24 protein-coding genes are annotated in these 22014 nt (G+C 43.5%); 2 read left to right on the forward strand and 22 right to left on the reverse strand.

Going from position 1 to position 22014, the window contains the following annotated elements:
• The 18 genes from ECA01S_RS03095 to fabT form a co-directional block, all read right to left on the reverse strand.
• The gene (locus tag ECA01S_RS03095; protein ID WP_067390878.1) at positions 1-1044 is read right to left on the reverse strand and encodes a MupG family TIM beta-alpha barrel fold protein; all 1044 of its coding nucleotides are present in this window, start codon (positions 1042-1044) and stop codon (positions 1-3) included.
• Between the two features lie 20 nt (positions 1045-1064).
• Complete coding sequence (locus ECA01S_RS03100) at positions 1065-2444, reverse strand: PTS sugar transporter subunit IIC (protein WP_071858987.1); 1380 nt, start codon at positions 2442-2444, stop codon at positions 1065-1067.
• Between the two features lie 162 nt (positions 2445-2606).
• Positions 2607-3506 (reverse strand): N-acetylmuramic acid 6-phosphate etherase, encoded by a 900-nt coding sequence (murQ, locus tag ECA01S_RS03105; protein ID WP_067390881.1) that lies wholly within the window; start codon positions 3504-3506, stop codon positions 2607-2609.
• A gap of 268 nt (positions 3507-3774) precedes the next feature.
• Positions 3775-4761 (reverse strand): tagatose-bisphosphate aldolase, encoded by a 987-nt coding sequence (lacD, locus tag ECA01S_RS03110; RefSeq protein ID WP_067390884.1) that lies wholly within the window; start codon positions 4759-4761, stop codon positions 3775-3777.
• Between the two features lie 14 nt (positions 4762-4775).
• Positions 4776-5948, reverse strand: a complete 1173-nt coding sequence (locus ECA01S_RS03115) for an SIS domain-containing protein (protein ID WP_067390886.1) — start codon at positions 5946-5948, stop codon at positions 4776-4778.
• A 13-nt stretch (positions 5949-5961) separates the two neighbouring features.
• Positions 5962-6690, reverse strand: a complete 729-nt coding sequence (locus ECA01S_RS03120; RefSeq protein ID WP_067390889.1) for a GntR family transcriptional regulator — start codon at positions 6688-6690, stop codon at positions 5962-5964.
• Between the two features lie 288 nt (positions 6691-6978).
• Entirely contained in the window at positions 6979-7764 is a 786-nt protein-coding gene (locus ECA01S_RS03125) for an acetyl-CoA carboxylase carboxyl transferase subunit alpha (protein WP_067390892.1), read from the reverse strand.
• On the reverse strand, positions 7745-8623 hold the full coding sequence (gene accD / locus ECA01S_RS03130; RefSeq protein ID WP_067390896.1) for an acetyl-CoA carboxylase, carboxyltransferase subunit beta: 879 nt from the start codon (positions 8621-8623) through the stop codon (positions 7745-7747). Before accD ends, ECA01S_RS03125 begins: the two co-directional genes overlap by 20 nt.
• A 12-nt stretch (positions 8624-8635) precedes the next feature.
• On the reverse strand, positions 8636-10000 hold the full coding sequence (locus ECA01S_RS03135; protein ID WP_067390899.1) for an acetyl-CoA carboxylase biotin carboxylase subunit: 1365 nt from the start codon (positions 9998-10000) through the stop codon (positions 8636-8638).
• Between the two features lie 7 nt (positions 10001-10007).
• Entirely contained in the window at positions 10008-10427 is a 420-nt protein-coding gene (gene fabZ / locus ECA01S_RS03140) for a 3-hydroxyacyl-ACP dehydratase FabZ (protein ID WP_067390902.1), read from the reverse strand.
• Positions 10427-10876, reverse strand: coding sequence for an acetyl-CoA carboxylase biotin carboxyl carrier protein (accB, locus tag ECA01S_RS03145; RefSeq protein WP_067390905.1), 450 nt, complete (start codon positions 10874-10876; stop codon positions 10427-10429). The genes fabZ and accB overlap by 1 nt, the downstream gene beginning before the upstream one ends.
• A gap of 2 nt (positions 10877-10878) precedes the next feature.
• Positions 10879-12114 carry a beta-ketoacyl-ACP synthase II gene (fabF, locus tag ECA01S_RS03150; protein ID WP_067390908.1) on the reverse strand — a complete coding sequence of 412 codons (1236 nt, stop codon included), beginning with the start codon at positions 12112-12114 and terminating at the stop codon, positions 10879-10881.
• Positions 12115-12123: 9 nt separating this feature from the next.
• Positions 12124-12861, reverse strand: a complete 738-nt coding sequence (gene fabG / locus ECA01S_RS03155) for a 3-oxoacyl-[acyl-carrier-protein] reductase (protein ID WP_067390910.1) — start codon at positions 12859-12861, stop codon at positions 12124-12126.
• A 2-nt stretch (positions 12862-12863) separates the two neighbouring features.
• A complete protein-coding gene (gene fabD, locus ECA01S_RS03160) occupies positions 12864-13793 on the reverse strand; it encodes an ACP S-malonyltransferase (RefSeq protein WP_067390913.1) in 930 nt (309 codons plus the stop codon).
• Entirely contained in the window at positions 13790-14755 is a 966-nt protein-coding gene (gene fabK / locus ECA01S_RS03165; RefSeq protein WP_067390916.1) for an enoyl-[acyl-carrier-protein] reductase FabK, read from the reverse strand. The genes fabD and fabK overlap by 4 nt, the downstream gene beginning before the upstream one ends.
• A 146-nt stretch (positions 14756-14901) precedes the next feature.
• Positions 14902-15126, reverse strand: coding sequence for an acyl carrier protein (locus ECA01S_RS03170; RefSeq protein WP_067390919.1), 225 nt, complete (start codon positions 15124-15126; stop codon positions 14902-14904).
• A gap of 46 nt (positions 15127-15172) precedes the next feature.
• Entirely contained in the window at positions 15173-16144 is a 972-nt protein-coding gene (locus tag ECA01S_RS03175) for a beta-ketoacyl-ACP synthase III (RefSeq protein ID WP_067390922.1), read from the reverse strand.
• Between the two features lie 12 nt (positions 16145-16156).
• On the reverse strand, positions 16157-16597 hold the full coding sequence (gene fabT / locus ECA01S_RS03180) for a fatty acid biosynthesis transcriptional regulator FabT (protein WP_067390927.1): 441 nt from the start codon (positions 16595-16597) through the stop codon (positions 16157-16159).
• A gap of 256 nt (positions 16598-16853) precedes the next feature.
• Here fabT and ECA01S_RS03185 point away from each other — a divergent pair, with 256 nt between their 5' ends.
• Both ECA01S_RS03185 and ECA01S_RS03190 read left to right on the forward strand, forming a co-directional pair.
• Complete coding sequence (locus ECA01S_RS03185; protein ID WP_067390929.1) at positions 16854-17912, forward strand: NAD(P)H-dependent flavin oxidoreductase; 1059 nt, start codon at positions 16854-16856, stop codon at positions 17910-17912.
• Between the two features lie 78 nt (positions 17913-17990).
• The gene (locus ECA01S_RS03190; RefSeq protein WP_157490282.1) at positions 17991-18932 is read left to right on the forward strand and encodes a GIY-YIG nuclease family protein; all 942 of its coding nucleotides are present in this window, start codon (positions 17991-17993) and stop codon (positions 18930-18932) included.
• 17 nt (positions 18933-18949) lie between these two features.
• On the opposite strand, the gene ECA01S_RS03195 is transcribed toward ECA01S_RS03190, so the two are convergent.
• The 4 genes from ECA01S_RS03195 to ECA01S_RS03210 all read right to left on the reverse strand — a co-directional run bounded on the left by ECA01S_RS03195 (position 18950) and on the right by ECA01S_RS03210 (position 21994).
• Positions 18950-19291 carry a hypothetical protein gene (locus tag ECA01S_RS03195; protein WP_067390935.1) on the reverse strand — a complete coding sequence of 114 codons (342 nt, stop codon included), beginning with the start codon at positions 19289-19291 and terminating at the stop codon, positions 18950-18952.
• 138 nt (positions 19292-19429) lie between these two features.
• On the reverse strand, positions 19430-19663 hold the full coding sequence (locus ECA01S_RS03200) for a YkuJ family protein (protein WP_067390937.1): 234 nt from the start codon (positions 19661-19663) through the stop codon (positions 19430-19432).
• 111 nt (positions 19664-19774) lie between these two features.
• Entirely contained in the window at positions 19775-20668 is an 894-nt protein-coding gene (locus ECA01S_RS03205; protein WP_071858986.1) for an NAD(P)-dependent oxidoreductase, read from the reverse strand.
• A 102-nt stretch (positions 20669-20770) separates the two neighbouring features.
• Positions 20771-21994 carry a glycosyltransferase family 4 protein gene (locus tag ECA01S_RS03210; protein WP_067390940.1) on the reverse strand — a complete coding sequence of 408 codons (1224 nt, stop codon included), beginning with the start codon at positions 21992-21994 and terminating at the stop codon, positions 20771-20773.
• Positions 21995-22014: the final 20 nt, after the last annotated feature.

Raw genomic sequence — 22014 nt, forward strand, 5'->3', positions numbered from 1 at the left:
CTATAAAGCATCTAATGGGACAAACACAATTTTTGTTGTTCGATCAATCCACTGTAATACATCGACAAACTCAGGATGGACGAATCCAATACAGTTGGTAGAAGCAGAAAATTGCAAGTCCCTTTTACATAAGTTTATTTCTCCACTGTAACGTCCGCCTAACCCATTCTCCATAGTAATCATACCTTTTCTTCGTGCGAGCGTCTTTCGAATAGGGATATCTGGAATTCTCGGGGTAGCCAAGCGGATAACACGTTCTGGTATATCTTTTCTAACATCAAAAGTCGTATTATATAATTCATGATATTCTTTTGATAACAATACAGGAATTGTCATAACCTTTTCTGCCAAATATTTATGAATCATCTTCAGTGTTGATAATTCTGCCAGGCTATCTCCAATTAAGATATTATGAACACCCATACTATAGCTAAGCTCTACTGCCGCTACAAATGGATGCACATCGCGGTGTTTTTCAAGTGTAGGCAGTCCTTGATACAGCGGGAAACGCTTCAATCGATCACCAGGAACGAAGCCTAAAATATTCAAATGGCGCTCTTGGAATTTTCGATTATCTTTGATAAAGCTTGCTTCTGAAAGCCCTGTATCTTGTTTTGGATAAAAATTGTGTGCCAGTTGAATTTTAGTCAAATCAAGTCCGGCCTCTTCGGCACTATCTAAAAACGCACTGGAAACAATACTAGCATTTAAAAACAGATGAAAATCTTGCTGCCATTCTACTAGCTGTCTAACATCATCAAATCCATAATCAAGACGGACAGCCTGGATACCAAGTTTTTTTAGGGCTGCCATGTCGCCAGACACAATACCTAACTTTTCAAAAGTTACTGGAGAAACGTCCGGTACTAAAAGTAACCCATTTTCTTTACATGTTTTTAACAGAAGTGGCAATTTTTCATTTAGATCAGAAAAATCTTCTTCTGGAATATGGAGCGAAGTAAACACATACTTCGCTCCAATTTTCGCAGCCTCTTCTAAATATTGAATATCCAAATCTTTGAGATATGTTGAAATTCCTAACATTTTTTGCCCTCCAGATTTCGTTAGCTATTATCTGCAATTCCTTCTGCCAAATTACGATTTGCTAGTTTTTTTGCTGAATCCTCTTTCTCAACTTCACGTTCTTGGCGATCGAGCGCTACAACAAATGGATAGAAAATCAAGAAATTAATGACCCAGCCCGCTAATACAAAGGCTAGCGCACGCCAGTCTCCCCCGGTAGATAAGAAGGCTTTGATTGGTGCTGGTGTAATCCATGGAACTGATAGGACAGGAATTGGAATCCATTTCAGAGAAACTAGAATAATCGCTAAAACGTTCATAATAACTGGGCCTAATACAAACGGAATCATCATTAGTGGATTCAGCATGATAGGTAGACCAAAAATAAGTGGCTCACCAATATTGAATAATGCCGGAGCTGTAGATAAGCCCCCCATTGAGCGGTATCTCTTTGATTTTGCTAACAATAAAGCCAAGCATAATGGTGCCAGTCCAATCATGACATAGTTATCTTGGAAAATACTTGTGTAGATGTGTGGCAATGTTTCGCCTAATTGGAAAGCGGTTTGATTTTCTGCTACCATTTGTGTCCAGAAAGTACCAGCAACCCCACTTACGATATTTCCACCATGAATTCCCACTGACCATAGAACGCGGTTCAAAATAGTAGCAATTAGCATCGCCACAGGTGTATCTCCAACAACTACTAAAGGCTGGAAGATGTTCATAATCATTTCAGGTAAGTTTAGCGCTAAAACAGATCCAATAATCCACCAGAAAATAACAACAAATAAACTTGGAATTAGGGCACTAAATGCATTTGATACCATTGGAGGTACGTTTTCAGGAAGTTTTATTGTTAGCTTCCGACGAACGAAGAAACGATATAACTCAACTGTTACTATAGCAACAATAATAGCTGCAAAAACGCCTAAAGCACCTTGATAAGCTGTTGAAACACCAGAAAATGCTACTGCCGTAGTAGAACCTTCTGCAACTGATTGAGCACTTGCAGCCAGTTCTTCTGGGGTCGTTCCAGTAATTGTTTGGACAGTTTGGGCAGGATTTAATAGGAACCACGAAGCTACTGCCAAAATCATCGGTTGTAGAATGTCCGTTCCTTCTCCTTTATTTTTGTTATACCATTCTATAGTCGCATAAGCTGTCGTAATAACTGTATAAAGAGCAATAAATGATGTCCCAACACCAGATGCAGCTGCGATTTTCCACCGGAAATCGCCAAGAAAATCTAAATAAGGCTGATAAGGAAATGACGCTACCAATAAGAACATAGATCCAATAACTAACAAACTCATAATTCCTAATCCATTACGCTGAATTACTTGAATATAGCGTAAATTTGCAAAGCGAATAAGTGGTGGTGCGATACGATTCTCGATAAATTCTGTCATTTTTTTCATTTTTTAACATCTCCTCGTTCGTAATCGTTTACAATTTTATTATACATACAAGAAATAAAAATTCAACATATTTATAGTTATTAAGAATTTTTATTTCTACCATTTCAAATCCTTCTTACCAAATTATCAGTCTTAATACCCGGTAAATCCTCGCTTGATTGTTTATACATGTTGATGCCCTATTGCTTTACGAATATGTCCTTTATGTTCTGCAAGTAAACTTTCCGCTTCATTTGCTTCATAACCAGTTAAAATCATGGTAATGGCTAGTTTAACTTTTTGATTTGCTCTCTCAAAATAACTTTCTGCAACCTCATACGATACGTCTGTTGCATCCATAATAATGCGTTTACTTCTCTCAATTAGTTTTTCATTCGTAGGTTTCACGTCAATCATAAGATTTTGATAGACCTTGCCTAGTTGTACCATTGTGATAGTTGAAATTGCATTTAGAACTAGTTTTTGGGCTGTACCTGCTTTCATCCTGGTCGATCCAGTCAATACTTCGGGTCCCACTGCTAATTCGATAGCATGATCTGCATAGTGACTCATTTCAGCATTTGAATTGCATGAAATAGCACCAGTGGTAACGCCTATTTTCCTAGCGTATGTAAGTCCACCAATAACATAAGGAGTGCGGCCACTTGCACTAATTCCAATCAGAATATCTTTAGGTGATAATTGTCTAGCCATTAAATCTTCTTCGGCTAATGTAAGAGAATCTTCCGCACCTTCAACTGCTTGCGTTACTGCAACTTCTCCACCTGCAATAATGCCCTGAACTAATTCAGGATCAGTGCTAAATGTAGGTACACATTCTGCAGCATCCAAAATTCCTAGTCTACCACTTGTACCAGCACCTAAATAAAATAAACGTCCCCCTTCCTCCATTCTGGAAACAACTGTTCGAATCATTTCAGCAATCTCTTCTTTTTGTGCAGCAATCGCCTCTAACACATGATAGTCTTCATTATTCAATAATGTTATTGCATCTTCAATCGATAATTCATCTAAAGACATTGAGAATTCATTACGTTTCTCTGTTGTTAAATTCTCTAACATATTTTCCCCTCTTTCCCATTAGTTTACGAAAATAATAATACCATCGATGAAATGATATTTCAATATTTTTTATAAATAAAAGATATTTTATTTCTTTTTCGTGCTACTTTTATCTAAATTGCTTGATTAAAAACCATTATCAATAGTTAGGTTTTAAGTTAAAATTTCACTCTCTAATTATTGCGATAAAATAGTTAAAACAAAAAAACTAGCACTTAAGGACAACTCACTTAAGCGCTAGTTTCTCTCTTTTAAAAATTGAATTTTTTTAAATCACTGTCACTTTATCATGCCATGAGCTGGCTGTTTTTGCGACTACTTCGTTCAAGCTTTCAATATTGGCTTTGCCTTCTGTCCGTAGCCATTCACGAGTTGCGGTTTCATCTTGTTGGATAAATGGTGCCACGCCGTTTTTCCAAGTAGCGCGGCCACATAAGACTCCGTTGAACGTAGAGCCGGACTCTTTAGCAAAGACTAGCGTGTCTTGGAAAAGTTGAGTAGAAACACCAGCACTTAGGAAGATAAATGGTAAGTCAGTGGCATCACTTTGTTCTTTAAAGAAAGCGGCCGCTTCTGCTTTGCTATAAACTACTTCTTCACCAAAGCCTTCCACGAAATTCATGTTAACAGGTACTTCAACCTTCAAAACGTCCACTTTATATTGTGGTTTAGAAAATTCTTTCATCATTTCAATGACTTTATGGGGTTTTACTTTGGCATAGTCAGCTGAAGCGGCATCTTCGATTGTGGCATCATAAGAAACCAATTCCAAGTAAAATGGTAAATCTTCTGCGGCACATTCACTACCTAAACGTTCCACAAAGACATGTTTTAAGTGGTTGATATGCGCATCTTCATCTACATCATAATATAGAAGGAACTTGATCGCGTCAGCACCTTTTTCTTTCAAACGCAGGACAGACCAATCTTCTAACAAATCGGGTAAGCGGCCAGGAGTTGTGGCATCATAACCGGTTTTTTCATAGGCTAATAGTAGACCCGCTTCTTGGTGACGCGCGTTGGCTGCTGGTAAGCCGTATTCTGGATCCAAAAGAATCGAGGAGGCATAAGGGGTCAATTCTTCTGATACCAATTTCTTGAAAGCTTCGATATGTTCACCGGTTGGTTCTTCTCCTAAGGCCTTGATCATTTTTTTCAAGGCACCGCGTTGGTCGATGGCTAGAGCTTCAATCAACCCGTCTTTCGTAGATAGGCGGTCCATAGCCGCTTTTTTTCCTTTAGTTAATGTCAACATACTCTTTCTCTCCTTTAAGCTTGATAGGGATGGATCGTAACACCTTTAACAACACGATTAACGGTACCACTTGGTGATGGTGTATCTGGCGTATTACCGACTTTGATAGAAGTCAATAATGAGACTGTTTGCGCGAATAAAATGTCCGCTAAGGCTAGGTAGCCTTCTGGTAATGCCGCAACTTCTGCAGTAAAGGTAAATTGATCCCCGCTAAAGTTATGGTCGCCTTTTTGACCGATGGCGATTACACCAGCGGCAATTTCATCGGCTTTGACTTCTTCTAAAATGTCTAAGTCGTATTGACGGGTGTAAGGACGATTATTAACAAAATCAAAAACTAAGGTTTTGTCGTTCACGAATGATTTAGGACCGTGACGGAAGCCCATTGATGAGTCAAAAACCGTGGCCACTTTACCAGCGGTCAGTTCCAAGACCTTCAATTGCGCCTCACGGGTCAAGCCGGCTAAGCTACCAGAACCTAGATAGACGATCCGGTCAAAATCGCGATCGATCACTGCTCGAATCTCTGCTTCCCGTTGGATCACTTCTTGCCCTAATGCTTGGATACCCGCTACGTAATCAGCTTTCTTAGCTGTCGCAGTCGTATCGAAGACTAATAGTGCGGATAAGGTCATGCAAGAAAAGCTACCTGTCATGGCAAAGCCGGCATCATTTGAACGGCTTGGCATCAACAATAATAAATTGCGTTCGTTACCGGCAGCGGCTTTGGCTAAGGCGCCTTCTGGGGCACAAGTAATTGTCAAATGGTAAAGGTTCTTCACCACTTGATTCGCTACTTCTACTGCTGCAACGCTCTCTGGGCTATTGCCACTACGGGCGAAGGATACCAAAATCGTTGTATCTTCCGGAAAAAGGTAATCACGAGGGGATGCCACAATATCGGTGGTGCCGATACTTTGGAAAAGATAGCTAGCTTGATCGCCCTCTTCATTCAAATAAGGCACGATGGTATCGCCGACATATTGGGAGGTACCCGCTCCAGTGAAAACAACACGGATACGACCTGTCGCATCGGCCTTAACTTTTTCTAAGAAATCCTGAATCCGCTCTTCATTAGCTTGATAATAAGTAAAAGCCTCTTGCCATAATTCCGGCTGTTGCTTGATTTCTCGGGTGGTGATTTCTGCCCCCATCTTTTCTAGCTCTGCCGTTGTTTTTTCAAACATTCCATTTCCTCCTCTAATCTTCTCGAACATGGCGAATGCGATAACGAAACTGGTCTGCACGCGCAACGCTCAGGGTATATTCAATGATTTCATTTTTAATGTTGTAGGTAGTCCGAATCAAATTCAGGACGGGCGCACCTTCGCTAATGTCTAAAAGTTCGGCATCCTGACTACGAGCGATACTAGCAAAAAATTCCTCATCTGCTACTCGAATTCGCTCTTGAAAATCCTGTGCAAAAATATCATACAGTGGTTTGCCAGTGAGCTGTTCTTTGGTCAAGGACATAAATTTTTTCACCGGTAAATAAGATCGTTCCACCATCATAGGCTGACCATCGGCTAAACGGAGCCGTTTCAGCTTGAAAATGGGTTCCCCTAAAGAGAGATTTAACTGACTCGCCAAGTATTTATTTGCTTCAAAGGATTCCAGTTCAATGATTTTTGTCTCCGGTACTTTCCCCATGGAAATCATCTGCTCGGTAAAGCTGTAGGTACCAGAAAGATTGGTGGTTTGTTTGCTTAGGTCTGAAACAAAGGTTCCTTTACCATGATGGCGATAAATATAACCCATTTTTTCCAATTCCTGCATCGCCAACCGCACCGTCGTCCGACTCAAGCCATAACGTTCAGATAATTCACGCTCGGAAGGCAAAATTTCATTTGGCGCCATCTCCGTTTCGATTTTTTCCTTCATAAGGTCCACTAATTGGGTATATAGTGGCTGCTTTTGTGAACGTTCCATCGCAAACCTCCCTTTCCGCACTAACTGGTTACTACCACAAGACCACTATAAAACCGCTACCAATAGAAGTCAATGGAATCTTACTCTTACAAGGAAATTGTAAAAAAGTGGTTTTGATGATTAGATACCAGTTGGCATTTTTATGCCTTTTTAGTCAAAAAAATACCTTCCAAGCTAGCACAAGGCTAACTTAGAAGGCACGATTCATGAGCAGTTTTTTCCATGTAACCTCTCTCGATTTTATCTTGATAATTTGGTTCACCAGGACATTCATGAATGATAAAGTTGCTAAAACTTGCGGAAGCGTTGATAGCGATTTTCCAACAGCGTGTCTAGTGGTAATTGACTAAGTTCTGTTAGTCTGGCAATCAAGGCCTTTTCTAGCATACGATTGATTTTTTCTTGAGAGAGGGCTTCTTGATTAAAAGTCTCGGGAATAACCCGGTCAATCACGTCAAGTTCCTTCAGCTCTGGAGCCGTAATTTTCATGAGTTCCGCGGCTTCGGCGGCGCGACTGCCATCTTTCCAAAGAATCGAGGCAAAGCCTTCTGGCGAAAGGATGGCGTAGATAGTATGCTCCAACATCCACACTTCATCAGCAACGCCCAAAGCTAAGGCGCCACCACTGCCACCTTCCCCAATAATAATAGCGATAATGGGGACTTTGAGATCACTCATTTCCATCAAATTACGCGCAATGGCCTCGCCTTCGCCACGCTCTTCCGCGCCTACACCACAATAGGCACCGGCAGTATTGATAAAGGTAATGACCGGACGACCAAATTTTTCGGCCTGTTTCATAAGACGCAAAGCTTTGCGGTACCCTTCTGGATGAGGGGCACCAAAGTTACGGTCAATGTTTTCCATCAAATCGCGGCCTTTTTGGATGCCAACTACCGTGACAGGCTTACCGGCAAGCTTCGCGATACCGCCTACGATGGCATGATCATCGCCATAATAGCGGTCCCCATGAAATTCAATAAAATCGCTGAATAAGGCATCAATGTATTCTAAAGCGGTGAATCGATGCTGTTCACGCGCTAATTTCACGATTTCATTCGCTTGATTCGTCATCGTCCCACCCTTTCATGGTATGCATTTCCACTAGCTGATAAACCTTATCTTTCAATTGTTGCCGCGGTACAATGGCGTCAACAAAACCATGTTCCTGTAGAAATTCGGCTTTTTGGAAATCCTCCGGCAATTTTTGCTTGATGGTTTGTTCAATGACCCGCCGACCTGCAAAACCAATCATCGTTTGCGGTTCTGCTAAAATAATATCCCCTTCCATCGCAAAACTAGCCGTTACCCCACCTGTGGTAGGATCCGTCAAAACGGTTAAATAGAACAGACCAGCTTTGTGGAAACGTTGCACTGCAGCTGAGATCTTAGCCATCTGCATCAAAGAGAAAATCCCTTCTTGCATGCGGGCGCCACCTGAGGCAGTGAACAATACAACCGGTAGCTTTTCAGCCAAGGCTTGTTCAAAAAGACGGGTGATTTTTTCACCCACTACCGTCCCCATACTCCCCATAATAAAATTAGCATCCATGATTCCTAAGTAGAGCGGTAAACCATTAATGGTGGCTTTCCCAGTTAGGACTGCTTCGTGTAAGCCAGTCTGCTCCCGTAAACCCTTAAGTTTATCCAGATAGCCGGGAAAATCCAGCGGGTCTTTGGTTTCAAGCTCTGTACCCGACTCCTCAAAGCTTTTTTCATCAATTAAAAGTGCCAAGCGTTCCCATGCACTGATGCGGAAATTGTAGCCACAGTGGGGACAAACCTTTTCAGGTCCCATTTCTTTCGCGTATAAGGTACGCTTGCAATTAGGACATTTTGCCCACATATTATCCGGTACAGAAGGGGTAGTACTAGGCTTGGCATCGCGATTAGGGTTGATCCGGATGTATTTTTTCTTTTTAAAAAGGGCCATCATGATCCTCCTCTAGTTTTCAGGCTGCCAATTCGGTAAGAACCGCTCCTGTAAAAATGTTGTATCATAATCTCCAGCAATCACTTGATCGCTGGCAATCAAATCTAGTTGAAATTCTGCATTTGTAGTGACACCGTCTGTGACTAGTTCGTTTAACGCCCGTTGCATTTTCATCAGCGCATCAAAACGATTTTCACCGTGAACAATGACTTTGGCAATCATGGAATCATAGTAAGGTGGGATTGTATAGCCTGAAAAGACGGCACTATCCACCCGTAGTCCTAAGCCACCACTTGGCAATAATAGATTTTCAATTTTTCCTGGTGAAGGAGCAAAATTGAAAGCTGGGTTCTCCGCATTAATCCGGCACTCAATGGCATGACCTTTCAGACAGATATCGGCTTGTTGATATTCTAACGGCTGGCCAGCGGCGATTTTCAATTGCGCTTTGACCAAATCCACTCCTGTGATCATTTCGGTAATCGGATGTTCCACCTGGATACGGGTGTTCATTTCCATGAAATAAAATTCACCAGCGGTATCCATCAAAAATTCAATCGTTCCGGCACTTTCATAATTCACCGCTTGTGCAGCCCGAACCGCAGCTGCACCAATGCGTTCCCGCTTTTCAGCCGAAATTGCAATGGAGGGTGCTTCTTCCATCACCTTTTGATTATTTCGTTGTAAAGAACAATCCCGTTCGCCTAGATGGATTACGTGACCCAATTGATCCCCTAAAATTTGCACTTCAATATGGCGTGCAGGGGAAATGATTTTTTCCAAATACATCGCATCATCACCAAAGGAAGCCTTGGCCTCTTGCTGTGCTGACTGAAACGCCGGCACTAACTCTTCAGCCCGCATCACTTTACGAATGCCTTTTCCGCCGCCGCCAGCAGCGGCTTTTAGCATGACAGGATAACCGATTTCTGTGGCTAACGTCAGCGCCTCTTCAGCTGAAGATAACGCCCCGTCACTGCCGGGAATCACTGGTACCTTGGCTGTTTGCATCAGCCGGCGGGCATTGATTTTATTGCCCATCGCATCAATGGTTTCTGACTTAGGCCCAATAAAAGCAATTTGACATTCTTCACACATAGCCGCAAATTGGCTATTCTCTGAAAGAAAACCAAATCCAGGATGGATAGCTTCGGCTTTGGTGGCGATGGCCGCACTTAGTACTTGCTGCACATCTAAGTAGGATTCTGTTGCGCGGGCTGGTCCGATACAAATGGCTTCATCCGCTAATTGTGTGTGTAAAGCTTCTTTATCCGCTTCTGAATAGACGGCTACCGTTTGGATACCCATTTCTCGGCAAGCACGGATGATTCGTACGGCGATTTCGCCACGATTGGCGATCAAAACTTTTGAAAACATATCTCACCTATCCAATCATAAAGGTCAGTTCTGCCTCACAGGCTTTTTTACCATCGACATATGCGACGGCTTTGCCAACACCTGCAACGGCTTTGACCTTAATCAATTCCACTTCTAACGTCAATGTGTCCCCAGGAACGACTTTGCGACGGAATTTTGCTTTGTCGATTCCGCCAAAGTAGGCTGTTTTCCCTTTAAATTCCGACATTGATAATAGCGCAACCGCCCCAGCTTGAGCTAAAGCCTCTAAAATCAATACGCCTGGCATAACCGGTTCTCCCGGAAAATGACCTTGAAAAAACGGTTCATTGATGGTGACATTTTTCTTAGCAACTGCCCGCTTACCAGCTTCCAATTCTTCTACTCGGTCAATGAGTAAAAATGGATAACGGTGAGGGATTGTCGCCATAATTTCATTGATATCCATTAGTTATCCTCCGCAATTTTAAAGAGCGGTTGATTATAGGACACCACATCTTCATCTTCAATTAAAATTTCTGTGACGGTACCAGTATAGGGGCTAGTGATTTCATTCATGATTTTCATCGCTTCTACGATACAAACTACGTCCCCTTCTGAAACATGGCTACCAACTGTCACAAAGTCTGGCTTGTCTGGTGCTGGTTTTAAATAAGCTACGCCAACTAAAGGAGCAGCGATTTCTAGAGCACCAGCAACAGGTGCTGGTGCTGCTACAGGTTCTACTGTAGAAACAGTCGGTACTATTGGCACCGTTGTCGCTTCAACAGGTGCTGAATGAGTCGTCATACTAGCCTTTTTCAACGCCAGACTGAAAGAACCGTCTTCTAAGGCGAATTCGCTTAAACCTGAGCGATCAAATTGTTCGATTAAGGCTTGGATTTCTTGAAATTGCACGTTTAATCCTCCCAACGTTTTAGACAGATGACTGCATTATGCCCGCCAAATCCTAGTGAGTTGCTTAAGGCATAATCAAAGTCATAAGCTGTTCCCGCTTGCGCGATTGGAACCGTAATATCTTCATCTAATTCGGTAATCCCGACACTTGGTGGGATGTATTGATGTTCTAAAGCATTTAAGGTGGCGATGGCTTCAATCCCACCGGCAGCGCCTAGTAAGTGCCCCGTCATACTCTTAGTACTGCCAACATAGACGTGCTCAAACTGCTGCTCCAAAGCTGTGGCAATAGCTTGACTTTCGGCTTTATCATTGGCTTGGGTACTCGTGCCGTGAGCATTGATATACCCAACTTGCTGCGGCGTGATTTCCGCTTCTGCCATGGCTAATTGCATAGCTTTAGCCGCGCCACTGCCATCTGGTGTTGGTGACGTCATATGATAAGCATCGCAGTTAGCCCCATAGCCAACTACTTCTCCTAAAATTTTAGCGCCGCGGGCTTGAGCATGTTCTAATGCTTCCAGTACAAAGATACCGGCACCTTCCCCCATCACAAAGCCATTGCGGTTTTTATCAAAGGGAATCGATGCTTTAGCTGGATCCGTTGCATCCGTCAATGCTGTCAAAGAAGCAAAGCCTGAAATCCCAATTTCCGTAATAGAGGCTTCTGTTCCCCCTGCTAGGATGACATCTGAATAACCATGCTTAATATTGCGGAAGGCCTCCCCAATTGAGTGGGTAGCACTAGCACAAGCGGTGACGGTGGCCGTACAAATTCCTTTAGCCCCCACCCGCAAGGCAATATTGCCGGCTGGCATATTCACGATTGCCATTGGAATAAAGAGTGGCGCTACGCGTTTTGGTCCTTTGTCATGCATACGAATCACTTGGTCTTGAATCGTCTGAAGCCCCCCGATACCGGAGCCCACCATCACGCCAAAGCGGTCGACATCGATGCTTTCAGTCTGGATGCCACTCATGGTAACGGCCTCCATAGCCGCATAAATCCCATATAGCGACACTAGATCCATTCGTTTAGCATCTTTTTTAACGAAATATTTATCAAAAGGAAAATCCTTTACTTCTGCGGCTAAAGTGACGCCTGTTTCAGTGGCATCAAACTTTGTGATGGGGCCAATCCCAATCTCACCGTTTTTAAGCGACTGCCAAAAGCTTTCAGCATCGTTGCCAACTGGTGATGTTACCCCATAACCTGTAATTACTACTCGTCTTGTCATTCGAACCTCCTACCCGTGCATCACCAAGCCGCCGTCTACATTTAGCACTTGACCTGTGATATAAGGGCTTTGAGCTAAAAAGAGCGCCGCTTTGGCTACGTCCTCTGTACAACCAAAGGCTTGTACAGGAATTTGTTTTTCCATATGTTCTTTTACTTTATCGGATAATACTTCCGTCATTTCAGTTTGAATAAAGCCGGGTGCAATGGCATTGACTGTAATTCCGCGAGCGGCTACTTCCCGGGCCACCGACTTCGTAAAGCCGACAACCCCTGCTTTACTGGCGGCATAGTTGGCTTGTCCAACGTTGCCAATCAATCCGGAAACAGAGGCCAAGTTGATGATACGGCCATTACGGCGTTTCATCATGCCCTTCAAGACTTGTTGGGTCATATTGAAGGTTCCCGTCAGATTTACTTGAAGACAGCTATTGAATTCTTCTTCTTTCATACGCAATACCAATTTGTCGTTGGTGATGCCGGCATTGTTGATTAGGATATCAATTGGTCCTAGTGCCGCTTCGGCTTCGGCAATCAATGCCTTTGCCGCCTCAAAGCTACTAATGTCCCCAGTTACCCCCACAGCTTGAACGCCATGGGCGCGGCACGCTGCTAAAACATCTTCTGGGATTTGCGAGCGACCATTGATCACGACATTCGCACCAGCTTGTGCAAAGGTTTCGGCGATGGTGCGGCCGATACCGCGAGTAGAGCCTGTCACTAATACGTTTTTACCTTGTACTTCCATGTTTACCTCCCCGCCATCAAAAGGGCGATTGCTTCATCATAGCTTGCTTGATCTTCGACATGCGCCGAAGTTAGTTGTTTATCGATTTTCTTTAAAAAGCCAGTTAGCGTTTTACCCGGGCCTACTTCAACAAGGGTATCAATGCCCAGCGCTTTTAGGGTTTGAATACTATCATCAAAACGGACAGCCGACATAACTTGGCGGGTTAATAAATCACGTACATCCTCATCTGGCATGATTTGCGCCGTCGTATTGCTGATAAGAGGGCGAGCCATCGGACTAAACTTCACCTGCGCCAACTCTTTTTCCAGCTGTTGGGCGGCGGGGGCTAATAGCTGTGTATGGAACGGGCCGCTAACATTCAGAGGAATCATCCGCTTAATGCCAGCTGCTTTCAACATTTCCAGCGCGTGGTCCACCGCCGCAACTTCGCCACCAATCACGATTTGTTGTGGTGTATTATAATTGGCTGGGGCCACAATCCCATATGTACTAGCTTGGGTACAGATTTCTTCCAATAAGGTCCGATCCGCATTCATTACGGCCACCATTTTGCCAGTACCACTAGGGGCGGCTTCCGTCATAAAACGACCACGTTTTGCGACTAATGCAACTGCCTCTTTAAAATCCAACGCTTCCGCTGCCACTAAAGCACTATATTCCCCTAAACTTAACCCAGCAACCGCATCCGGCGTTATGCCCGCTGACTTTAGTAAGCGATAAAAGGCAACACTAGTAGTCAAAATAGCCGGTTGTGTATACATGGTTTCATTCAAGCGCTCGTTTTCCTCAAAGCACAAGGCCGCCATATCATAACCTAACACGTCGCTGGCCTCTTCATAAGTTTCCCGGACAATAGCATGGCTAGCTAACTCTTGGCCCATACCAGCATATTGTGCTCCTTGACCACTGAATAAGAAGGCTGTTTTCATACGCGAACCACCCATTTGGCCATATTGGCTTCGATGACTTGGCGCGTTTCTGCAACAAAGCTCTCAATGATTTCTGCCACGGTTTCTTCTTTTTGAACCAAACCGGCGATTTGGCCAGCCATGACTGACCCATGATCCACATCGCCATCAACAACCGCATTGCGCAAGGCACCGCGCCCTAGTTCATCAAAAGCGGTCAAATCAGGATCTTCTGCCTGTAAGGCGGCTTTTTCCAGCTTGTCGTATTCTTTTGTTAATTTATTTTTAACTGCCCGGACTGGGTGACCGAAATGCTGACAAGTAACCACAGTATCAATATCGCGCGCTTTCAGGATTTTATCTTTATAGTTTTGATGAACCGTACATTCTTTAGCTACTAAGAAACGGGTACCAACTTGAACCCCTTCTGCGCCTAACATAAAGGCCGCTGCCATCCCGCGTCCATCGCCAATACCGCCGGCTGCAATCACAGGAATTGCTAAAGCATCGACTACTTGTGGAACTAAGCTCATGGTAGTCAGCTTACCGATATGGCCGCCAGCCTCCATACCCTCTACGATTACAGCATCCGCTCCAATTTTTTCCATCCGTTTGCCTAACGCAACGGAAGGTACGACTGGAATGACGGTAATGCCCAATTCTTTAAAACGCGCCATATGTTTGCTTGGATTGCCGGCGCCTGTTGTGACAACTTTGACCCCTTCTTCGCAGACTAAGTCCACGATGTCGTCAGCGAAAGGCGATAACAACATAATGTTGACGCCAAAGGGTTTATCCGTAATTTCTTTGATTTTTTTGATTTCTGCCGCCACGACTTCCCGCGGTGCATTGCCGGCGCCAATAATACCTAGTCCGCCAGCCTTTGAGACTGCTCCTGCTAAAGAAGCGTCCGCGACCCAAGCCATCCCGCCTTGAAAAATCGGGTATTGGATCCCCAATAATTGTGTGATTTTAGATTCCATCTAGATTCATCCTTTATAAAATAATCGAATAAGTGCTTTTTAGTATTGTGAGGATTTCTACAATTTCTACCACCATAAGGAAAACGGGATTGTAGCAACTTTTTTTCGTCACCACAGTCCCTTTTTTCCTTTTTATGCGGCAGTGATTATGCCATTTGTTTTTCTACGTAAGTCACCAAATCTTGAACAGTCGCCAAACCGTCTTCAGATTCAATTTTCACATCAAATTCGTCTTCGATCTCGTTGATGATTTGGAATAAGTCTAAGCTATCAGCGTCCAATTCTTCTTGGATCTTAGTTGTTAAAGTTACTTCCTCAGGTTCTTTTCCTAGTTCTTCCACGATAATTGCTTGAATTTTTTCGAATACCATACGTAAAATCCTCCGTAATTTTGTTAGTTTTATTTTATGAAACAGGTTAAACCTTCAAGACGAGGGAACCCCATGTGAGTCCACCGCCGAAGCCTGTTAACACCAAAGTTTGGTTACTACCTAAAGTAATGTTGCCAGCCGCCACTTCATCATGCAGCAGTAAAGGAATACTGGCAGCCGATGTGTTGCCGTATGTCGCCATTGACATGGGAAACTTCGTCAATGGTTCCTTCAGCTTGCGGGCAATTTTTTCTACGATGCGCTGGTTGGCTTGATGAAGGAGATAATAATCCACCATCGACGTTTCCAGCTCCGCTAAGTTCAGGACAGCTTGAATATTTTTAGGCACGTCTCGCACGGCGAAATCAAAAATATCGCGCCCATTCATTTGCAACGGCTCATTGGCCACTGCTGCTAGGCCATAGGGATTGCCCCCACTAGCTCCGCCGCTTTTTAACGACAGTCCCCGCTTTCCATCAGCTGCTAATTTCTCAGCTAAAATATGCGCAGTGTCATCAGCTTCTAGTAGCACACCGCCGGCTCCATCACCGAAAAGGACAGCTGTTCCCCGGTCTTGCCAGTCAAGAATCTTGGAAAGAACTTCTCCGCCAATTACCAGACCTTTGCGGCTGCCGGAACGAATCAGCTTTTCAGCCATCGCCAGGGCATAGACAAAGCCAGAACAAGCTGCGTTCAAGTCGAAGGCAAAGGCATTATCGGCCGCAATTGCCCCTTGTACTTGGCAGGCAACCGATGGCGTTTGAAAATCCGGCGTCATAGTGGCCACCAGAATAAAGTCTAATTCTGCAGGAGTTGTCTGACTTTGCGCCAACAACTGTCTAGCAACTTGTGTACATAAATCGGAGGTGTTCTCCGTCACGGCGAGATGCCGATTAGAAATTCCTGTGCGGGAGTTGATCCATTCATCATTAGTATCCATAATCTCGGCTAACTGATGATTGCTGACCTGCTTTTCCGGCACATATTTGGCAATCGCTGTGATTTTTCCATATTGCATGCTTTGCACCTCTTACTTGTAGCCTTGTAAATAGTCATGCAGATTTTTCAAAGCCTTCAATAGAGCTTGTTCTTCTGCGCTGTCCATGTTCACTAAGACATTTTTCACCATTTCACGATGGAAATGTTGGTGGACCCGATAAAGGAGCTTGCCTTTTTTGGTAAGACCTAGCTTGACGACTCGGCGATCATCTTCGCTGCGGATTCGTTCAACATAACCCTTTTTAACAAGATTATTGACAGCTACTGTCAAAGTTCCGACGGTAATGGATAACTCTTTGGCAACTTCGGACATGGTCTTTTTCTTGTACATGCTGATGGCTTCAATGGTGTGCATTTCTTTTATCGAAAGATCTTTAAACTGACTTTTTTGCAGTTCGGATTCTTCGATGGTCAAAATGTCGTTAAAGACACTGACTAAATAATCGTTGACTGTTTCTAAATTGGGTTCCATCTTTTGACCACCTGCCGATATATTTTGATTATCAAATCATTTGATGTTCAAACTATATCTCGATTTATTTTAAAATGCAACACTTTTTTTGTGAAAATGAAAATTTCATGAATAGCTGATTGCATCACGTTCGTTATTAGCCTTGATTTGATGCGGTTTTTAAAATTTTTGTTTGACAAACAAAATCACGGACCTTATAGTTAAAAAATAGTTTGACACTCAAACTATCTAACTCACCTATCAAAGGAGTTTTATTATGACATTTAAACCTTTAGTCATTGATCAATTAGTTGCCAAGGTTCCTATCATTCAAGGTGGCATGGGAATTGGCGTCAGCTTGGCAAATCTTGCCGGGGCAGTTGGCCGTGAAGGCGGGATTGGTATCTTATCTACTGCACAAATCGGTTACCAAGAGCCGGATTTTGAAAAATCACCGCTACGGGCAAATATGGCGGCCATCAAAAAACAATTTGACCGGGCCAAAGAGCTGGCGCAAGGTGGTTTGATTGGCTTCAATATCATGGCCGCTAGTTTCCAATATGACCGCTATGTCAAACGCTGTGTGGAAGTGGGCGCGGATGTGATTATTTCCGGTGCAGGCTTACCCATTAACTTGCCGGAATTAGTTGCCGGTAGCAAAACGAAAATTGCTCCGATCGTTTCTTCTAATAAAGCCGCGAAAGTCTTATTAGGTACTTGGAAAAAGCGCTTTGACCGTACTGCCGACTTTGTCGTGGTAGAAGGACCTAAAGCTGGCGGCCACTTAGGCTTTAAGGCTGATGAGTTGAAGGTCAGTATCGACCGAATGGATGATGAACTAAAAGCCATTATTGCAACCGTCAATAAATTTGGTGCAGAATTTGGCCAAGAGATCCCTGTGATCTTTGCGGGGGGCGTCTACAACAAAGAAGATATCCAACATTATTTAGATCTTGGCTGCGGCGGTGTCCAAATGGCGACGCGTTTTGTAGTCACGGAAGAATGCGACGCGCCGGAAAGCTTTAAAGAAGCCTACCTCAATGCCCAAGAAGCAGATATTACCATCATTAAGAGTCCCGTGGGCATGCCGGGACGCGCTATCAAAAACGACTTTACCCAACGGATTCAAGAAGAGCGGATTCCAATTGAAAAATGTCGGAATTGTTTGCAGCTAAAACACTGTGACCGTAAGACGATTCCTTATTGTATTTCAGAGACTTTATTGAACGCCGTTACGAAAGACCCAAATCATGCCTTGGTTTTCGCCGGTGCCAATGCGTATCGTCTTCAAGAAAAGACCACTGTTCAAAAATTGTTCCAAGAATTGACCTGTTAGCCAATCCAAGCACTGTCCCTAGGGAGACGGTGCTTGTTTTTTTCGGCATTTCCGACTATACTTCCCTTGGTGAAAAAAATGAATTTAAAAGAAAAAGCACATCAACTGCCGGCCCGTCCCGGTGTCTATTTTATGCGAGATAAAGCTGGCGAAATCCTTTATGTCGGTAAAGCCAAACGCTTAAATAAGCGCGTTATCAGTTATTTTCTGCCCTCCACCCCGCAATCCCGCAAAAACCAGCGAATGATTTTTCACATCCATGATTTTACTTATCAGGTAGTGGATACGGAATTAGAGGCCTTGCTGCTAGAACAGCAAATGATTGCGAAACTCCATCCACCTTATAATCGGATGATGAACTATGCGGAGCGCTATCACTATATCCAATTTTTAGAAGAATTGCAGATTACCGCGGCACCTGACCAGCATTCCTTTGGACCTTTTGCCATGTATAAGCAAATTCCCGAATGGATTCGCATCATGAATGATCTTTATGATTTACCAGACAAGCGTTGGCAAATGCCTGTGGCGCGAGCACTTCATGAAAAACGCAGGGCACTGTTACCACCGCTCTCAGCTGATAGTCGCGAAACTGAAATTCGCCAAGTCTTAACTGGTAGCGATGCTGCGATACAGCGCATCACCTTCCAACAGGAACAGGCCATCCAGCAGCAAGCCTTTGAATGGGCGCAAGCACTGGAGGAAGATAAAAAGCTCCTACGCCGGTTCCGCAAGCAATCCCATGCTATTCAAGAAATTTTACAACCGAAGCCTCGTTATCTGTACGATAAGATGGATAAAGAGCGGCGAAAAGTTTTTCTGGTGTATCAAGGTAAAATTGTTGCCGGTAAGGTTCTTCATAAAAATCAAGATTTTGCAGTGGCTATCTTTGCCGAGACCGCCCTGCCACCGGTAGAAACCTTTATTCCTTTGTCTGAGCTGGACAATCGTCTGATTATTGCCCGTTATCTGGAGCAAGCCGAATTAACCAAAAATACCTCCTACCATCAATTAACTTGATGCTAGGAGGTATTTATTTACAAGAAATCACATACGCGTCTGGAAATCAGGTCCATGACTCGCACTTTGCGCGATTCCGCTAAATGCGGAAAAATCTGTTGATACATGTTCAAGGAATCTGGGGTATCCAGCCAATATAGCAGTGATAGCGCAAAATCAGCAATGGAGAAACCCTCCAACCATTTCAAACGGGGAAAAATATCTGACGTAACAGCTAACTGACCTAATTTTTCCAAAAGGAGCGGATGGCTAAGTTTTTCGTGATAAATATAGCCCATAGTTTTGATTTGTTCTAAAGGAAACGCATCTTCGTTCAGTTTACGCAACAAGACATCAATCGGTGGATCTACGACTCGCATCAGCACTCCCTCCTTTTTAGGTATTATACCATAAAACGCTTACATTTCACTTAATAAGTCTGGAAAAGATGCTTTTTCTTTCACAAAGTCGAAAAAAGAGAAGAAACGCATCCATTGTTTGCGCTTCTTCTCTTGGTTTTATTGTTGAATCAAATCGTAAATCTCCATTGCGACTAAGTCGATATTGTCAAATTGATAGCTTTGATGTGTTGCAGTCTCAGTCAATTCAAACGTATCAGTCGTTTTGTCATAAGTAACGATACACATTTCTTCGCCTTCGCGTTCGAAACGGCGTACTTGGACTTCGTTATCAGTCGCTTCAGCCATCGCTTCTAAACGACGGATGATCGCCACCAGTTGTGAGTGTTTCATGGCTTCTCTTGCCCCCTTCTCTCTACTTCTGCTTTATTGTATCAAAACAAGGTGACTGTTGCATTCAAAAACCGTGAAATTTTTAGTTTTTTTTCTACTTTTTAGGGTTATTTAATTTTCAGCGGACTTTGGTACCTGTCCTGCTGGCCACCAAAGCTTGATCAAAGCTTGGGTGCCATCGTTTTCATAGCCCTTTTCAGCCAATTGATGATACAAGTTGTAGGCTAGCTCCGTTCCAGGCAATTGCAGCGACATTTTTTGCGCTTCCGCTAAAGCGATCCCTAAATCCTTGATAAAATGCTTCACGAAGAAACCTGGTGAATAATCTTCCGCTAAAATACGCGGACCATAACTGGTCATAGAAAAGTTAGCCGCAGCACCGCCGCCTAAGGTTGTCATAGTTTGTTCCAGGTCCAGACCAGCCTTTGCCGCGTAAACCAGCATTTCCGTCAAGCCGGTCATGGTGCCCGCAATCATGATTTGATTTGCCATCTTGGTATGTTGGCCTTTGCCAGCACCGCCATGGAGACTAGTTTGTTTACTAAAGTGTGCTAAAATTGGTTGCACCGCTTGATAGGCAACGGCGTCGCCCCCTAGCATAATCGTTAAAGTCCCATTTTTAGCGCCAATATCACCACCCGAAACTGGTGCGTCCAAGGCGCTGGCTTCTTGTAGAGCGGCCTTTTCGGCAATTTTAGCGGCTAAAGTCGGTGTACTCGTGGTCAAATCGACTAAAATCTTACCTGCAAGTGGTGCTTGAAAGATGCCCGTTTCACCAAAATAGACCGCTTCAACATCTGCGGGAAAGCCCACCATGGTAAAGATGACCTCCGCTTGTCTGGCAACTTCGGTGGGGGTATCACACCAAATCGCTCCCTGCGCAACTAAGTCCGCTGTTTTTTCTTTCGTTCGATTGTAAACAAAAAGTTCATAGCCCGCCTTCAACAAATGCCCACAGATGGCCTTTCCCATCACACCGGTGCCAATAAATCCAATTTTTTCCAAATTTGCTTCCTCCTTTGCCGACCTGCGGCTTGTTTCTATTAGTAAAATAAAAACCCACAAAACCAGTATACCTGATTTTGTGGGTTTGACTTGAAAAATTGCTTATTTTCTAAGGGCAGCGAACTTCACACGAATCTTTTCCATGTTGATTTTGGCTTCTTTTTCCAAAGCTCGTTCGCTGTAATACTCCTCGATATCTTCATAAAAATCCATCATAGACTCACCAAAATGAGTTGAAGAAATATCATAAAGCTTGGTCTGTAAAATTTGATCATCTGCTGGCACGTTGTCTTTAACATACTCAATCAAAGCTCCTGCAAAATCATCATCTGTTTCAAAAGTAATTCCTAAAGAAGGATGGTCGAATAATCGATCCAAATAGGCATTGCCCTCTACTACACATTTTGTACCGGCGGCCATCGCCTCAGTATAGGTCAAACCTTGCGTTTCAGAAGTAGAAGCACTGACGAAGTAATCGGCCGCTTTGTAATAAATCGCGACTTCATCATTTGGTACTTCACCTGTGAATTGGACAAATTCCTGAATACCTAACTCTTCCGTCAATTCTTGCAATTTTTCCAAATAAGGCCCTTTACCTACAACAACTAAACGTGCTTGCGGCAATGCCTCCAAAACCTTAGGAAAGCCTTTAATAATCGTTTGGATATTTTTTTCGTAGGAGATGCGGCTCAAAGAAAGAATTAGTAATTGATCGTCCTCAATTGCTAGTTTATCCCGCATATCTTGAATCATCGCCTTTGTGATATCCGGCCGTTTGAATTTCTCGATATCGATCCCCGTTGGAATTACGCGCATAGGAACCTTAACACCATAATCTCGCAACACGTCAATTACTCGTTCACTGGGACAAACAGCCCCTGTTGTATGATTGACGAATAAGCGGGAAAAGGCTTTGACGTGCGACCGTTTTAGGACCTTGCCCTTGGCAATATAATGCAGATAATCTTCATACATTGTATGGTACGTATGAATCACGGGAATATCTAACTTTTTAGCCACCATTTTGCCTAAAATGCCCGCACCAAACTCCGTATGAGTATGAATCAAATCTAATTCTAGCTCTTTGGCAATCAAGTACGCATACAACATACCCCGAACAACAATCCGTCGATCCTTAAAGGAAACGAAAGGGACGCTAGGCATACGAATGATGTCTTCTTCAAAATTTTCGGCATTGGGATCAGTCGTGGTAAAGATATAGACTTCATGTCCCTTCTTTTCCAGTTCTTCTTTCAATGTTTTAATGGATGTCGCGACCCCGCTGACCTGGGGGAAGTAAGTATCTGTAAAAAAACCAATTTTCACCTTTTTATCCTCCTTGATGC

The sequence above is a fragment of the Enterococcus canis NBRC 100695 genome (assembly GCF_001544375.1).
Lineage (GTDB): Bacteria > Bacillota > Bacilli > Lactobacillales > Enterococcaceae > Enterococcus_H > Enterococcus_H canis.

Excerpts from the sequence above, each read along its gene's own strand:
- fabZ (WP_067390902.1), bottom strand. The coding sequence starts at position 10,427 with ATGGATATCAATGAAATTATGGCGACAATCCCTCACCGTTATCCATTT.
- ECA01S_RS03185 (WP_067390929.1), top strand. The coding sequence starts at position 16,854 with ATGACATTTAAACCTTTAGTCATTGATCAATTAGTTGCCAAGGTTCCT.
- murQ (WP_067390881.1), bottom strand. The coding sequence starts at position 3,506 with ATGTTAGAGAATTTAACAACAGAGAAACGTAATGAATTCTCAATGTCT.
- ECA01S_RS03100 (WP_071858987.1), bottom strand. The coding sequence starts at position 2,444 with ATGAAAAAAATGACAGAATTTATCGAGAATCGTATCGCACCACCACTT.
- fabK (WP_067390916.1), bottom strand. The coding sequence starts at position 14,755 with ATGGAATCTAAAATCACACAATTATTGGGGATCCAATACCCGATTTTT.
- ECA01S_RS03170 (WP_067390919.1), bottom strand. The coding sequence starts at position 15,126 with ATGGTATTCGAAAAAATTCAAGCAATTATCGTGGAAGAACTAGGAAAA.
- ECA01S_RS03175 (WP_067390922.1), bottom strand. The coding sequence starts at position 16,144 with ATGCAATATGGAAAAATCACAGCGATTGCCAAATATGTGCCGGAAAAG.
- fabD (WP_067390913.1), bottom strand. The coding sequence starts at position 13,793 with ATGAAAACAGCCTTCTTATTCAGTGGTCAAGGAGCACAATATGCTGGT.
- lacD (WP_067390884.1), bottom strand. The coding sequence starts at position 4,761 with ATGTTGACATTAACTAAAGGAAAAAAAGCGGCTATGGACCGCCTATCT.
- fabG (WP_067390910.1), bottom strand. The coding sequence starts at position 12,861 with ATGGAAGTACAAGGTAAAAACGTATTAGTGACAGGCTCTACTCGCGGT.
- ECA01S_RS03120 (WP_067390889.1), bottom strand. The coding sequence starts at position 6,690 with ATGGAACGTTCACAAAAGCAGCCACTATATACCCAATTAGTGGACCTT.
- ECA01S_RS03200 (WP_067390937.1), bottom strand. The coding sequence starts at position 19,663 with ATGAAACACTCACAACTGGTGGCGATCATCCGTCGTTTAGAAGCGATG.
- fabT (WP_067390927.1), bottom strand. The coding sequence starts at position 16,597 with ATGGAACCCAATTTAGAAACAGTCAACGATTATTTAGTCAGTGTCTTT.
- ECA01S_RS03115 (WP_067390886.1), bottom strand. The coding sequence starts at position 5,948 with ATGTTTGAAAAAACAACGGCAGAGCTAGAAAAGATGGGGGCAGAAATC.
- ECA01S_RS03125 (WP_067390892.1), bottom strand. The coding sequence starts at position 7,764 with ATGACGAATCAAGCGAATGAAATCGTGAAATTAGCGCGTGAACAGCAT.
- ECA01S_RS03135 (WP_067390899.1), bottom strand. The coding sequence starts at position 10,000 with ATGTTTTCAAAAGTTTTGATCGCCAATCGTGGCGAAATCGCCGTACGA.
- fabF (WP_067390908.1), bottom strand. The coding sequence starts at position 12,114 with ATGACAAGACGAGTAGTAATTACAGGTTATGGGGTAACATCACCAGTT.
- ECA01S_RS03195 (WP_067390935.1), bottom strand. The coding sequence starts at position 19,291 with ATGCGAGTCGTAGATCCACCGATTGATGTCTTGTTGCGTAAACTGAAC.
- ECA01S_RS03095 (WP_067390878.1), bottom strand. The coding sequence starts at position 1,044 with ATGTTAGGAATTTCAACATATCTCAAAGATTTGGATATTCAATATTTA.
- accD (WP_067390896.1), bottom strand. The coding sequence starts at position 8,623 with ATGGCCCTTTTTAAAAAGAAAAAATACATCCGGATCAACCCTAATCGC.
- ECA01S_RS03190 (WP_157490282.1), top strand. The coding sequence starts at position 17,991 with ATGAATTTAAAAGAAAAAGCACATCAACTGCCGGCCCGTCCCGGTGTC.